The following is a 14,070-nucleotide window of genomic DNA, read 5'->3' as shown; positions in this document are numbered from 1 at the left end:
ATCATGATATGTCTTCTATGAAAGGCATGAATCACGATATGTCTTCTATGAAAGGTATGAATCATGATATGCCGATGAATAGCGCTACTGTTAAGGCGGCTTCAGACAAGAATGATAATACCGTATTTGGATGGGCAAATGCTTCAACACCTGAAGGTAATAAAGCATTGCAATATAGTGATTTGCAATCGTTAGATCCTCAAAAAGACACTCGTGCAGCTGAACGTGAAATAGAGATCCGTCTTGGTGGAAACATGGAGCGTTATATTTGGACAATAAATGGTAAAAAATTTAATGAAGCCGACCCACTAGTGGTGAAGTATGGTGAACGTATTCGCTTAAAATTTGTCAATGACAGTATGATGGCTCACCCAATGCACTTACATGGCATGTTTATGCAGCTTGAGAATGGTCAGGATCCAAGCAATATGCCAAACAAACATACAGTAATTGTTCCACCAGGTAAAACGGTTACGACTTTACTTACTGCTGATGAATTAGGTGAATGGGCTATCCACTGCCATTTGTTATATCACATGTCTGCTGGAATGATGAATAAGCTTATTGTGGCAAATGTAGATAGCAATGATACTGATACTAAAGAGATTGTTGCTCAGCCCCTCACAAATGATCAGGGAGTTAATCAACATGCCCATCACTAAAAAATTATTTTCAAAAACACTTTTATCAGTTGCTCTAATCGGATTTTCAGGTGTAGCTTTTGCAAATGATAATTCGACAGAAAACTTAGACAATGATTCTCGTTCTTCGACATCAGAGAGTATGAATATACTTTCAAATGAACCCGGAGGGTTGGGTTACCTTAACCGTAGTTTTTATCAAAATGCCTCTAATAAAAATGATGGAGATAACGGTACTGGGCTTAAAACAGCTTCGGTTAATCAGAGTCATGATAAACATATTAGCGAGCATGGTGGGCAAATTTATCAAGTAACAAAATTTGAGAATCAGTGGACTGTGGATGAAGATGGTAATGGTGCTCTGGGTTCTAAAGTTGAAACATTGATAGGAACGGACGAAAATCGTTTATTCCTTAAAGCAAATTTAGATAAGTCAGAAAGCAATGATCCTAAATATGATGTATCTGCACTTTACAGTCGTAATGTAGCACCCTTTTGGGATATACAAGCTGGTGTAAGATATAGTGAAGATAGGAATAACAACAGCAATAGAGTGGATGGCGTTGTTGGTATATTAGGATTAGCTCCTTACTTCTTTGAAACTCAGGCTTATTTATACGGTGGTGAAAATAATTTTTGGGGAGCTAGTTTTGACGTGGATCGAGACTTATTACTTACCCAAAAGTTAATTACTCAACCATATATCGAAGCAGATATTGTACTCAATGATAATTCTGACTTTGCTTCTAAGACCGGCTTGTCTGAATTAAAGACTGGTATAAAAACCAGATATGAGATTACTAAAAGGATTAGACCCTTTGTGGATGTTGCATATCAATATGAAAAAGGGTTGAAAGAGACAAGATTCCAACAAGCCACTGACTCAGAAAAAGGCTGGTTGTATGGTGCAGGTATCGAGTTTGTTTTTTGAGACTGTAAATAAAACTGTGTAAACGCTTAAACTATCCCTCAACGCTGTTGGGGGCAACACAGGTGTTTACCATGAAAGATGAAGCAATGCTGGCATTGGCAAAAGAATTTGCCAAGAACTTAAAAACAGAAGCTGACCTGAATAATTTCAGTAAAGCTCTAAAGAAACTCACCGTTGAAACTGCACTCAATGCTGAACTGACAGAACATTTAGGCTATGAGAAGAATAGCCCTCGTATAGGCAAAAATACACGTAATGGCTATACAACCAAACGGCTATTTACTGATGATGGTGAATTTGAACTAGACACGCCTAGAGATCGTGATGGCACTTTTGAGCCCCAGCTGATCAAGAAGATGAGAAGCAGCGCTTCGCAAGGCGTATCACACAAATGGATAGCCAAATCCTATCCCTATACGCCAAAGGCATGACGACACGAGATATTGTTGCCACATTCAAGGAAATGTACGATGCGGACGTCTCTCCAACGCTTATTTCCAAAGTGACGGATGCAGTTAAAGAACAAGTAATAGAATGGCAAAATCGACCATTGGATGCCCTTTATCCTATTGTCTATATGGATTGTATCGTCGTGAAAGTGCGTCAAGATAGTACGATTATTAACAAAGCGGTGTATCTAGCATTAGGTGTCAATACAGACGGACAGAAAGACTTATTAGGTAAGTTTACAAAAACAACTAAACATGCGAAAAGACATTTTTGGTTAAACGATGTTTGCACATGCCACGGATTGTTACCGTCCCACTCAGCTTAGAACAGCGTGCACAACTAATTCTCTTGACCAAGCATGCAGCACATTGGCGTGAAAGACAACGTGCCCAAACCATTCTCTGGCTTTCCGAAGGTAAAACTGTTGCCGAAGTTGCTGCGTTACAAGAGCGTATCCCAGAAACCATAAGGCTACAACGCCGACATTGGGAGCTACATCAGTTTGAATCGATTCAAGAAGGCCATCGCTCAGGCCGTCCCAATACACTGACCTCAAACTATCAGGCTCAAATCTTAGAGTGGGTCAACACAAGCCCACTCAATGCAGAACAAATCCGAGTCAAACTGCATGAAAAACACGGTGTATCCGTGTCTGTTGAAACTCTTCGCAAGTTTTTGCGAGATTCAGGCATGGTCTTCAAACGCACCCGCCACAGCTTGAAAAAAAAGAGACCCGACCGCATTTGGACAAGCGCAACAGCAGATTGAAGCATTACGTGAGCAAGCGGCACGTGGTGAAATTGTATTGGGCTATGTGGACGAAACAGGATTTTCGGCTACGCCAGATAACCGTTATGCATGGACAAAGATAGGCGATGTTCATGCGGTTGATGCTGTAAGACTAAAGCGAGTTAATGTGATGGGTTGTCTGCTGTCAACGGGTCATCTGATCACCAGTTGCCTACAGGAGTCCGTTAACAGTCGCTGGTTTTATGCCTATTTGATGGGTGTAGCAGCACAGGTGAAACGCAGCTATCAAGTTCCTTTGGTGTTGATTGTTGACAATGCCTCGATTCATCGCAGCAAACAGATGGTAGATTGGCGCAAGCTTCTTGTACAAGAGTATTCAACGACTTTGTATTTTCTACCTGCGTATAGTCCTGAGCTGAATAGAATTGAGATGGTTTGGAAGCAGATGAAGTATAACTGGCGGGATTTTAAGGTGATGAAGGCAGATCAAATAGAGCGTTGGGTTGGGCAGATTTCAAAGGGTTTTGGTAATGAATACATGTTTACTTTTTAGTTGATACTTAAGCAGTCGATGTTGTTATTACCAACAACAAACAAAAGATTATTAACTGATATAATAAAAAAAATAAGTCTTTTTTTTGATTTTTTAAACATATCTCATCTTTTATTTTATTAATTTGATAATCTTCATTTTAAGAGTTTATCTTTTCAACCTATACAAATGGAGAAAATCTAATGATTAAATCTATAGACCTTACAAATACAGAGCGACGTGTATCGACTGCTGAATTTGCATTAAGAATGAATATATCTGAAAAAGAACTATATGATCGAATTATAGTCAAATCATTATAAAACCAATACAACTCAGTCGATGAATTATTTAGAGTTTTTTTCGAATCCTGTATGGATAATAAAGTAGTTTGACTATAAAACTGGTCGCGTGAAAAGACCGATAAAGGATGGACGTAAAAACTTCTGGCTTAATAGCTATGTCCTTACCTGTATTCTAAATGAGGAAAACTCCATTCTTACGTCAAAATGAAATAGATGTTGCTCTAAGTCAAAAACGCCTGATTTTTCTCAGGCGTTTTTTTCAATATTTTCATTCATTCATTCAAGAGTTAAATTCTTATCTAATAAGATCTCTTCTTTTTTAAGAGATTAAAGATCTATAATTAAAAAGGTCACAAATAAAATTTGTGACCTTTTTTGCAACAAACTCATATGTGAGTAACACTATGAGTAAGCTAAATTCTGATATAATAAATTATTTTAAATTACAACAATTTAATATATCAGTGAGTAGTTTACATCATTCCGCCCATACCACCCATTCCGCCCATATCTGGAGCAGCTGGTTTATCTTCTGGGATATCAGTAATCATTGCTTCAGTCGTCAACATCAAGCCAGCAACAGAAGCTGCATGCTCAAGTGCTGAACGGGTTACTTTAGCAGGGTCAAGAATACCCATTTCCAACATATCGCCATATTCACCAGTTGCGGCGTTATAACCGAAGTTACCCTCACCGGCTTTAACAGCGTTGATTACAACAGATGGCTCATCACCCGCATTGGCAACGATCTGACGAAGTGGCGCTTCAATCGCACGGCGTAAAATGTTGATACCTGCTGTTTGGTCTTCATTAATGCCTTTCAAGCCATCAAGTGCATTCACCGCACGAACGAGTGCAACACCACCGCCTGCAACCACACCTTCTTCAACCGCTGCGCGCGTTGCATGAAGTGCATCATCTACACGATCTTTCTTCTCTTTCATTTCAACTTCAGTTGCTGCACCGATTTTAATGACTGCAACACCGCCTGCGAGTTTCGCAACGCGTTCCTGAAGTTTTTCTTTGTCGTATTCAGAAGTTGATTCTTCGATTTGCGCACGGATCTGTTGAACACGTTCAGCGATTTGTTCAGCATTACCAGCACCATCAACAATTACTGTGTTTTCTTTAGACACTGTGATTTTATGAGCAGTACCTAAATCTTGAAGAGAAGCTTGTTCTAAAGACATACCGACTTCTTCAGAGATTACAGTTGCACCAGTCAAGATTGCGATGTCTTGCAGCATTGCTTTACGGCGGTCACCAAAACCAGGGGCTTTAACCGCACATACTTTGATAATACCGCGCATGTTGTTTACAACAAGTGTAGCAAGCGCTTCGCCTTCAACATCTTCTGCAATGATTAGAAGTGGTTTACCTGTTTTAGCAACCGCTTCCAATACAGTGATCAATTCACGAATATTGCTGATTTTTTTATCCACAAGAAGAATGAACGGATTTTCAAGTTCAGCAGTTAAAGTATCTTGCTTGTTTGCAAAGTATGGAGAGATATAACCACGGTCGAACTGCATACCTTCTACAACGTCTAAAGCGTCTTCGAAGCCAGAACCTTCTTCTACAGTGATCACACCTTCTTTACCCACTTTTTCCATTGCTTGCGCAATCAATTTACCCACAGTGGTGTCAGAGTTTGCAGAGATCGAACCCACTTGTTCAATTGCCTTGAAATCATCAGCAGGTTTAGCATTGGTACGGATATTTTCAACCACAGTTCTCACTGCGATGTCGATACCACGTTTCAAGTCCATTGGATTCATACCCGCAGTTACTGACTTGATCCCTTCATTTAAAATCGCTTGAGCAAGTACAGTTGCAGTTGTTGTACCATCACCTGCAATATCATTGGTTTTAGAAGAAACTTCACGAACCAGTTGAGCACCCATGTTTTCAAACTTGTCTTTTAATGAAATTTCTTTCGCAACAGTAACACCATCTTTAGTGATGTGCGGTGCGCCGAAAGAACGGTCAATGACAACGTTACGGCCTTTAGGACCTAAAGTTACTTTTACCGCATCTGCAAGAACGTTTACGCCTGCAATCATTTTTGAGCGAGCTGAATCACCAAATTTTACGTCTTTAGCTGACATATTAAACTCCGAATCTTTTTAAATACTGAATCTGATAATAAATGTGAGTTATGTGTAGATTAGCTTTCAAGCACAGCCAAGATATCTGACTCTTTCATAATCAAGAGTTCTTCACCGTTTACTTTTACAGTTGTTCCCGCATAAGTACCAAACAATACTTTGTCTCCAACTTTAACATCCAAAGCACGTACACCATTGTCAGTGATCTGACCATTGCCCACTGCAATCACCTCACCCTGAGATGGTTTTTCAGCAGCAGAACCTGGAAGTAAAATACCGCCAGCAGTTTTGGTTTCTTCTTCTACACGACGAATCACAACACGATCATGTAATGGACGAATGTTGCTCATAATTAACTCCATCAGACTTAGTCTTTTTTGATAAATTGTTATGACAAGACAAAAGCGCCATAACAAAATTTGATATGCCACTTTTGTGGGGTTAAAAAAAATGGCTTCAAGGGGTAAAAGAAAAAAAATTCTATTTCTAGATGTTTTTTTAAACACAAGAAATCATGAAATGCTGTATTAAACACTTTCTGGGGATTGAACAAATATTTTTAACTTTTCATCAAACCAGTAATGCTCAATCTTGCCATTCCCTAAAATAACATTAAAACTATTGGTTGAGTCATGGTGTAAACGGCTCGAAATTGCAGTGCCTGCATGAATGTCATAGATAGGATGATTGACATTCAAATGATAAATCTTTGTAAGGTCATATACTGCTGTTTGATGTAAATGCCCATGCAACAAGCCAAACAGTCCCGTTTCGCCCCAGCGTTCCAAAGCAATCTTCCCTAAAACAGGACAATCCTTATCATCACGCTGATCAGGAGATATATAGAAAGGCTGATGAAAAACCACCAGCTTTATTTTATTTGAGGGCACATTGTTTAACTTTTCATAGGTTTCATGGATTTGTTCCATGGAAATATGTCCCCGCGTGTGGTAACGCCGCCGAATACTGTTTACCCCCACAATATAAAAATGCTCAGTTTCCAGCGTTGTTTCCAGGCGACCAAAAAATGCCTGATACAATACAAAAGGGGAGAAAAATCGGTTCCAGACCTGATAAAGGGGGATATCATGATTTCCTGGCACCACCAAATAAGGCAATGACAGGGAATCCAGAAATTGTCTGCAGGCATAGAACTGCTTAAAGCGGGCACGCTGGGTTAAGTCACCACTCACCACAATCGCTTCTGGACGATGTTGCTGGCAAAACTGCTGTATGGCCTGAATACATACCTCTCTTTCAGTGCCAAAGTGTAAATCAGACAGATGCAACAGCATTTGGCACCATTACCTTTAAAGCAGATTTTTCAACTGCGAATTTTAGCGGTGTCTGCATTTCCATCAGTTCTCCATCCACGGCCACAGTGAGCTTTTTCTTTTTACACTCTACCTGAATCTGTTCAGCACAGAATGAATAAACATCAGAAGCCTGATCAATTTTCCCCTGAATCAGTGTCCATAACATTTTCAGCAAACTTAACCGATCACTTTTGGCCACCACCACCCCTGCCAGCTTTCCATTGGCAGCACATTCCGCAATCCTCAATTTCATGTTACTGAGCTGAAGCTGGTTATTGCCAAAGAAAACCAGCGGTGTTGCAACAGGATATTTTCGGCCATCTACAGTGACCGTCAATGTTAATGATTTGTGTTCACGCAACAGCACATCCAAACCCGATGTATAGGCATTCAAGGGGAAACGGCCAAAACGCTGGTTATATAATTCACGTTTTTTTATAAATAAGGGATATAAACCCAGACTGGCATTATTCAGGTAAATCTGGTCATTCAGGGTGGCAACATGAACCTTATGTTCAATGCCTGTGGCAATCACCTCCGCAGCCAGACCCAGATCAATTGGGATATTCAGGGCGCGAGCAACATAATTAAATGTCCCTAATGGCATGATTCCCATTGAAATATCGGTATGCATCAATTTTTTGGCAACCGCATTCAAGGTGCCATCCCCTCCTGCCGCCACCACAACACCACGCGAATCGGCCTGCTGATGTCTGAAGAGTACCGATGTCATCATTTCATCAAAATTAAGCTGCTGATTTAACTCAAAAACTTGGATTTCAAACCCATATTGTGTCCAGAACGTCATAAGACGTTCATATTGCTCATCTTGTTGTGCTGCATGAAAACCTGATTTTTGATTATAAATGAGGGATAAAGGCCGTAAATTTTGACTCATACAACTTAACCTGAATAAAGTTAACAATCTTATTTTTGTTTACAAAATCAACAAATAAAAGCTTGTTTGTGTAAATTTCGAATGAACCTCATTCACATAATCAATAATAATTCTCAAAAAACCATAATATTTCAAGATATTGTTTTTTAATATAATTTTAAATAAAAATAACACATATAAAAAATTCAAATAGCGACTTAAAAAATGATCAACTCAATTAAAAACAATTACCTATATATAAATACACATGCTTGCATTAACAGATTCTGACATTCTTTAGTCTTATTTTTTTTATGATTTTATGCTTTAATACAGCCACTTTTTTTACTTCATCTATCTTACTGTCACCCAGTAAATGGAACTTGTACGTTGTACACACTTTAAAAAGGCATCACCATGACCCAAGTGAACGCACCAGAATTCGTTCGTCACCCTAAGCTAATTGCATGGGTGGAAGAAATTGCAAAACTAACCAAGCCAGCAAAAATCGAATGGTGTGACGGCAGCGAAGAAGAATATCAACGTCTGATCGACTTGATGATCGCTAACGGCACCATGCAAAAACTTAACCAAGAAAAACATCCTGGTTCTTATCTTGCAAATTCTGACCCTTCTGACGTTGCTCGTGTTGAAGATCGCACTTATATCTGCTCTCAAAATAAGGAAGACGCTGGCGCAACCAACAACTGGGTTGATCCTGCAGAAATGCGCGAAAAGTTAAATGGTTTATTTGATGGCGCGATGGAAGGCCGTACCATGTATGTGGTTCCTTTCTCTATGGGTCCATTAGGTAGCCACATTGCACATATCGGTATCGAATTAACAGACTCACCTTACGTTGCGGTTAGCATGACCAAAATGGCGCGTATGGGTAAGGCAGTTTATGATGTGTTGGGCACAGATGGCGAGTTTATCCCATGTGTACACACTGTTGCAGCACCATTAAAAGATGGCCAGAAAGACGTTGCCTGGCCTTGCAACCCTGAAAAATATATCGTGCATTATCCAGAAACCCGTGAAATCTGGTCTTATGGTTCAGGTTACGGCGGTAATGCATTATTGGGCAAAAAATGCCTTGCATTACGTATCGCATCAGTGATGGGACGTGAACAAGGCTGGCTGGCTGAACACATGCTGATTTTAGGCGTGACCAATCCACAGGGCGAAAAACATTACATCGCGGCGGCGTTCCCATCTGCATGTGGTAAAACCAACTTTGCAATGTTGATTCCACCAGCAGGTTATGAAGGCTGGAAGATTGAAACTGTAGGTGACGATATTGCATGGATCAAGCCAGGTGAAGATGGTCGCCTATATGCAATCAACCCAGAAGCGGGTTTCTTCGGTGTTGCGCCAGGTACAAACACCAAAACTAACCCGAACTGTATGGCTACCCTGCATAAAGACGTGATCTATACCAACGTTGCTGTAACTGACAACGGTGAAATCTGGTGGGAAGGTCTTTCTAAAGAAGTTCCAGCGAACTTGACCAACTGGAAAGGTCAGCCACATACAGGTGAAGATAAAGCGGCACATCCAAACGCCCGTTTCACTGTTTCTGCTGGTCAATGTCCATCTATTGACGCTGACTGGGAAAATCCAGCAGGTGTTCCAATTTCTGCGTTCATCTTCGGTGGTCGCCGTGCAGACACTGTGCCTTTGGTATCAGAAGCATTTGACTGGGTGGATGGTGTTTATAAAGCCGCAACAATGGGTTCAGAAACCACTGCTGCTGCTGTTGGTCAACAAGGTATTGTACGCCGTGACCCATTTGCAATGCTGCCATTTGCTGGTTATAACATGGCTGACTACTTTGGCCACTGGTTACAATTAGGTAAAGAAGTGGGTGCAAAAGCTGAAGCTGCTGGTAACAAATTACCAAAAATCTTCAATGTAAACTGGTTCCGCCGTGATGCTGAAGGCAACTTTGTATGGCCTGGTTTTGGTCAGAACATGCGTGTGCTTGAGTGGATCATTGACCGTTGCGAAGGTCGTGCAGAAGCGACTGAAACACCAATCGGTCTGGTTCCTACTTATGAGCAGTTAAACTGGGAAGGTATCGATTTCTCTAAAGAACAATTCGACACTGTTACAGCACAAGACAAAGACCAATGGATCAAAGAGCTTGAAAGCCACACTGAGTTATTTACCAAACTGGGTGATCGCTTGCCTCAGGCACTTAAAGATCGTCAGGCTGAGTTATTAAACGCGGTTAAATCTGCTTAATAATTAAAAATACAAAAGGTCGCTTCGGCGGCCTTTTTTATTTGGAGGATTTAGTAACGAAGTGCAACACATTTGTAAGTAGTTGAGAAAGCGATAATACGACAGCTTATCGTTTGGGTTGTTGAACTGACATGTTATTATCCTTGTTATTTTTATGATTTAATGATAGTTTTTAGTTCAAATAAATCAATATTATTTTGTTTAATACTTTATAAATAGGCGTCTTATGCAGCAAGTTTTAGCATCTTATGTGTCACCTCTGCTGCATAAGAGTAGTTAGGGCTTGTGTCACACACTGCGAGGAGTTCGGCTATGCAAAAGACCACGAAACTTCGCCTCATCGGAGGCGTTGTGCTGTTGTTCAACCTTTGGTTGATCGGGCGATACAATCTTCAAGGAATACCAGTCCTATTGCTTACCTTTGGATTTGCATTTGGCTATGAATTTCTTGTCGTGAGACCAGCAAAGCCAAAAAGTGGCTCAGAATCCGACAAGTAGTTATAGTAGGTAGAATAGGGAGCTTAACAACATGAAAAAGAACATTTTGTTCGGGGTGGTTTGCATAATTGCATTCATTCTTTGGAAGGTTGTTTTTTCAACTGATACTGCAAAGAGTGTGCTTGGTGCTGCTGTTGCATCTGGCCAAGAGCTAAATCCCGCACAAATAAAACAAATTGAAGAAATTGCAGCGGAGATTGCGAAGCAAAGTAATGCAAACAAACATCTGCATTTAGATGATATGACTGTATCTTTTAACGCCGTCTCTACAGGTAGAAACGTTCGCTTTGAGAATGTGCTGCGAGTAAAAAATGGGCTTTCCCAAAATGAAATAGCGCAATGGTTAGCCGCAACACAACAAGAAATCATTCCCCAAGCCTGCGCGCAGAATGCAAATAATCCAGCTTTTGAACGAGGGCTTTCCTACACATATTCCTATAGCAGTATCTACAAGCAAAAAATGGGAGATGTTCTCGTTGACAAAACAACTTGCAAAAGAATGGGATACTAGCTACCAACTGTGCCCTAACAATTCATTCAAGTCGACGCCGCTTCGCGGCGCGGCTTAATTCAGGCGTTATGCAACCAAAGAAAACAAAAAAATGGCATTTACCAGAATAGCCCCTCTTATAAGAATATTTGATGAAAACAAAGCCAAAGAATTTTATGTTGAATTTTTGGGGTTCAATATCGACTTTGAACATCGGGACTCCGATGACGCGCGTCTTTACATGCAGGTATCAAATTACTTTCACGAATGCCATCAGTACCTAACATTCGACCCCAAAAAAGCACCCTTTCCACTCCATCAGTACGCCACCTGAGTTAGTCGAACTCAGGTGACGTAGATAACCGTTATTTTAAAGACGGTATACTATACGAATTTTTAAGCAGCTTCGTTACCATGAGTTTTCACAGTAAGGTACGCATCTAGAGCTTCTATTTGTTTCTGAGTGAAGCTAAGACCCAACTTAGAACGGCGCCATAAAATATCTTGACTGCCTGTTACCCATTCAAAGCGACATAAATAATCCACTTCTTTGGCATACAGGCCGTGACCAAAATGTTTTCCGAGTTGGTCAACCGATGTTGCCTCGCCCAATATATTCCAGATCCGTGAACCATAAGTCGATGCCCAGCGTTTTGCCAATGCTTCTGGAGCATCCGTGATTTGTGCACGGATTTCCTGTATCAACTGTTCAACAGAATGCATATTTTCACCGCCAGGCAATGCCTCTGTCGCAGTCCAGCTTCCCTGCATCTCAGGGAAAAATGCCTTGAGCTGTTGCATGGCAGATTCAGCCAATTTACGATATGTTGTTAATTTTCCACCGAATACGGAAAGTAATGGTGCCTGCCCTTTCTCACCTTTGGACAAGGCCAAAGTATAGTCACGGGTAATGGCTGATGGATTATCCGATTCATCATCACACAGAGGACGCACACCCGCAAAAGTCCAAATGATGTCCTGTTGGGTGAGTTGTTTTTTGAAATGGGCATTGCTCACTTCAATCAGGTAATCAATCTCTTCCTGAGTAATTTTCACTTGTGCTGGATCACCCTGATATTCACGATCGGTGGTGCCAATCATGGTGTATTGGTCCAGATATGGAATGGCAAACACAATACGGCGGTCATCATTCTGCATAATAAAGGCTTTGTCACATTCATACAGCTTCGGCACAATAATATGACTGCCCTGAATCAGGCGGATCCCGTAAGGAGATTTAAGCTGCAAATCCTGCTTGATAAATTGCGCAACCCAAGGTCCTGCCGCATTAACCAAGGCTTTCGCCTTAATCTGGAATTGACCATGCTTATTTTCCAGATCGACCAGCCAATATTGCCCATCACGTTGTGCAGAAAGACAACGGGTTCGGGTCACTACATCAGCCCCTTTCTCACGGGCATGCATGGCGTTTAAAACCACCAGACGAGAGTCATCCACAGCACAGTCTGAATATTCAAAACCACGGGTAATAGCAGAGTTTAGCGGGCTATCTTCTTTAAAATAAACATTGTTTGAACCCAACAGCTTTTCACGTTTACCCAAATGGTCATAAAAGAACAAACCTGTACGAATCAACCATGCGGGACGTAAATGCGGACGATGCGGCATGATAAAACGCATTGGGCGGATAATGTGCGGTGCTTTAGCCAACAAGACTTCACGTTCAGCCAATGCTTCACGTACCAAACGAAATTCTTTATGTTCGAGATAACGTAGACCACCATGAATCAGCTTACTGCTGGCAGAGGAGGTATGGCTTGCCAAATCATCTTTTTCACATAAGAATACGGATAAACCACGTCCTGACGCATCAGCAGCGATACCAACACCGTTAATACCGCCACCAATAACAGCAAGGTCATAGATTTTGTCATTTGACTGAGGAGAAGTTTGCATATTATCACCGCAAATTTTCATTATTTTTCGATAATGAAAATTTAAACATATAAAATGAAAATAAACAATAAATTTTGTGCAAAAAAAATGCCAAATTATTGGCATTTTTAACAAATGAATAAAAAAGAAATTGATTATGAAATGGATGATAAATGCTTTAGGTCAATTTTCGAATCATAGAAACAAACTGTGTTTGACCACTAAAGAGATATAAAACAAAGCATTTAATGAAAAATTATTGAGCAACAACCAAATTCACACCTAAATCATGAATGGTTTTTAGATATTGCTCATTGGGTTGCTGATCAGTAAAGATACTATCTACTTGCTTCAATGAACCCAGACGGATCATGGCATTACGGCCAAACTTGCTACTATCCGCCGCCAAGAAAACCTGACGTGCACTTGAGAGGATTTCCTGTGACACACACACTTCCTGAAAGTCAAAATCCAGCAAAGTGCCATCCTCATCAATACCACTAATCCCAATCAGCGCATAATCCGCCTTAAACTGTTTAAAGAAATCAGCCGTTGCCTGACCAATCACTCCACCATCAGGGCGAACTCGACCACTGGCAATCAGTACTTCAAAATCCTCCTTGGTGCTGAGAATTTTGGCCACATTCAGGTTATTGGTAATGATCTTCAGCCCAGTATGGTTGAGCAAGGCATGGGCAATCGATTCCGTGGTCGTTCCAATATTAATGAATAATGACGCATGGTCAGGTACAGCAGCAGCCACCGCCTCTGCAATCCTGAGCTTTTCTTCAAGCATATAGCCGACACGCATCGTATATTCGGTATTTTCAACACTGGAATCATGTGCGGCCCCACCATGATAGCGGCGCAACAAGCCCTCATCCGCCAACTGATTAATATCACGGCGGATGGTTTGGGGGGTGACATCAAAATATTGAGCAAGCTCTTCAATACTGATATAGCCACGCTCTCTCACCAGTTCGAGGGTTTTTTGTTGGCGTAGGATCAAGCTCATGCTCATCCATCCTA

Annotated in this window: 13 protein-coding genes and 2 pseudogenes; 9 read left to right on the top strand and 6 right to left on the bottom strand. The window is 40.9% G+C overall.

The features are described 5' to 3' along the window. The 6 genes and pseudogenes from F967_RS14485 to F967_RS14670 all read left to right on the top strand — a co-directional run. Positions 1-662: multicopper oxidase domain-containing protein (locus tag F967_RS14485; protein ID WP_004798460.1), on the top strand; the 662-nt coding region annotated here is incomplete at its 5' end. After that, positions 649-1,572 (top strand): copper resistance protein B, encoded by a 924-nt coding sequence (locus F967_RS04570; protein WP_004755903.1) that lies wholly within the window; start codon positions 649-651, stop codon positions 1,570-1,572. The genes F967_RS14485 and F967_RS04570, both read left to right, overlap by 14 nt. Before the next feature lie 71 nt (positions 1,573-1,643). Then, a pseudogene (locus tag F967_RS13600) lies at positions 1,644-2,302 on the top strand (IS256 family transposase); the annotation flags it as partial. An 11-nt stretch (positions 2,303-2,313) separates the two neighbouring features. Next, entirely contained in the window at positions 2,314-2,790 is a 477-nt protein-coding gene (locus F967_RS04555; protein WP_004677047.1) for a helix-turn-helix domain-containing protein, read from the top strand. Further along, positions 2,786-3,325, top strand: a complete 540-nt coding sequence (locus F967_RS04550; RefSeq protein ID WP_126038012.1) for an IS630 family transposase — start codon at positions 2,786-2,788, stop codon at positions 3,323-3,325. The genes F967_RS04555 and F967_RS04550 overlap by 5 nt, the downstream gene beginning before the upstream one ends. Positions 3,326-3,507: 182 nt before the next feature. Then, a pseudogene (locus tag F967_RS14670) lies at positions 3,508-3,817 on the top strand (hypothetical protein). Positions 3,818-4,082: 265 nt separating this feature from the next. On the opposite strand, the gene groL reads toward F967_RS14670, so the two are convergent. The 4 genes from groL to F967_RS04530 form a co-directional block, all read right to left on the bottom strand. Next, positions 4,083-5,717 (bottom strand): chaperonin GroEL, encoded by a 1,635-nt coding sequence (groL, locus tag F967_RS04545; RefSeq protein ID WP_004755906.1) that lies wholly within the window; start codon positions 5,715-5,717, stop codon positions 4,083-4,085. Between the two features lie 59 nt (positions 5,718-5,776). Further along, a complete protein-coding gene (locus F967_RS04540; RefSeq protein WP_004674886.1) occupies positions 5,777-6,067 on the bottom strand; it encodes a co-chaperone GroES in 291 nt (96 codons plus the stop codon). 177 nt (positions 6,068-6,244) lie between these two features. Beyond that, positions 6,245-7,012 carry a metallophosphoesterase family protein gene (locus tag F967_RS04535; RefSeq protein WP_004798457.1) on the bottom strand — a complete coding sequence of 256 codons (768 nt, stop codon included), beginning with the start codon at positions 7,010-7,012 and terminating at the stop codon, positions 6,245-6,247. Continuing rightward, entirely contained in the window at positions 6,993-7,931 is a 939-nt protein-coding gene (locus tag F967_RS04530) for a diacylglycerol/lipid kinase family protein (protein ID WP_004798455.1), read from the bottom strand. Before F967_RS04530 ends, F967_RS04535 begins: the two co-directional genes overlap by 20 nt. Before the next feature lie 396 nt (positions 7,932-8,327). Between F967_RS04530 and F967_RS04525 the strand changes: the two genes are divergently transcribed. From F967_RS04525 to F967_RS14480, 3 genes are all read left to right on the top strand, one after another. After that, complete coding sequence (locus F967_RS04525; protein WP_004798454.1) at positions 8,328-10,157, top strand: phosphoenolpyruvate carboxykinase (GTP); 1,830 nt, start codon at positions 8,328-8,330, stop codon at positions 10,155-10,157. Between the two features lie 529 nt (positions 10,158-10,686). After that, positions 10,687-11,166, top strand: a complete 480-nt coding sequence (locus tag F967_RS04515) for a hypothetical protein (protein WP_004798453.1) — start codon at positions 10,687-10,689, stop codon at positions 11,164-11,166. Positions 11,167-11,257: 91 nt separating this feature from the next. Next, complete coding sequence (locus tag F967_RS14480; RefSeq protein ID WP_228127271.1) at positions 11,258-11,479, top strand: glyoxalase superfamily protein; 222 nt, start codon at positions 11,258-11,260, stop codon at positions 11,477-11,479. Positions 11,480-11,541: 62 nt separating this feature from the next. Here F967_RS14480 and glpD read toward each other — a convergent pair whose 3' ends face one another. Beyond that, positions 11,542-13,062, bottom strand: coding sequence for a glycerol-3-phosphate dehydrogenase (gene glpD, locus F967_RS04505; RefSeq protein ID WP_034431037.1), 1,521 nt, complete (start codon positions 13,060-13,062; stop codon positions 11,542-11,544). 235 nt (positions 13,063-13,297) lie between these two features. Continuing rightward, the gene (locus tag F967_RS04500) at positions 13,298-14,056 is read right to left on the bottom strand and encodes a DeoR/GlpR family DNA-binding transcription regulator (protein WP_004674899.1); all 759 of its coding nucleotides are present in this window, start codon (positions 14,054-14,056) and stop codon (positions 13,298-13,300) included. Positions 14,057-14,070 lie beyond the last annotated feature (14 nt).

Source organism: Acinetobacter sp. CIP 102637 (assembly GCF_000368425.1).
Classification (GTDB): Bacteria; Pseudomonadota; Gammaproteobacteria; order Pseudomonadales; family Moraxellaceae; genus Acinetobacter; species Acinetobacter parvus.
The sequence above is the reverse complement of the archived record's forward strand: the minus strand, read 5'-3'. Positions and strand labels throughout refer to the sequence as shown.

Excerpts from the sequence above, each read along its gene's own strand:
- F967_RS04525 (WP_004798454.1), top strand. The coding sequence starts at position 8,328 with ATGACCCAAGTGAACGCACCAGAATTCGTTCGTCACCCTAAGCTAATT.
- F967_RS04530 (WP_004798455.1), bottom strand. The coding sequence starts at position 7,931 with ATGAGTCAAAATTTACGGCCTTTATCCCTCATTTATAATCAAAAATCA.
- F967_RS04555 (WP_004677047.1), top strand. The coding sequence starts at position 2,314 with ATGCCACGGATTGTTACCGTCCCACTCAGCTTAGAACAGCGTGCACAA.
- F967_RS04500 (WP_004674899.1), bottom strand. The coding sequence starts at position 14,056 with ATGAGCTTGATCCTACGCCAACAAAAAACCCTCGAACTGGTGAGAGAG.
- F967_RS04535 (WP_004798457.1), bottom strand. The coding sequence starts at position 7,012 with ATGCTGTTGCATCTGTCTGATTTACACTTTGGCACTGAAAGAGAGGTA.
- groL (WP_004755906.1), bottom strand. The coding sequence starts at position 5,717 with ATGTCAGCTAAAGACGTAAAATTTGGTGATTCAGCTCGCTCAAAAATG.
- glpD (WP_034431037.1), bottom strand. The coding sequence starts at position 13,062 with ATGCAAACTTCTCCTCAGTCAAATGACAAAATCTATGACCTTGCTGTT.
- F967_RS04515 (WP_004798453.1), top strand. The coding sequence starts at position 10,687 with ATGAAAAAGAACATTTTGTTCGGGGTGGTTTGCATAATTGCATTCATT.
- F967_RS04540 (WP_004674886.1), bottom strand. The coding sequence starts at position 6,067 with ATGAGCAACATTCGTCCATTACATGATCGTGTTGTGATTCGTCGTGTA.
- F967_RS04570 (WP_004755903.1), top strand. The coding sequence starts at position 649 with ATGCCCATCACTAAAAAATTATTTTCAAAAACACTTTTATCAGTTGCT.
- F967_RS14480 (WP_228127271.1), top strand. The coding sequence starts at position 11,258 with ATGGCATTTACCAGAATAGCCCCTCTTATAAGAATATTTGATGAAAAC.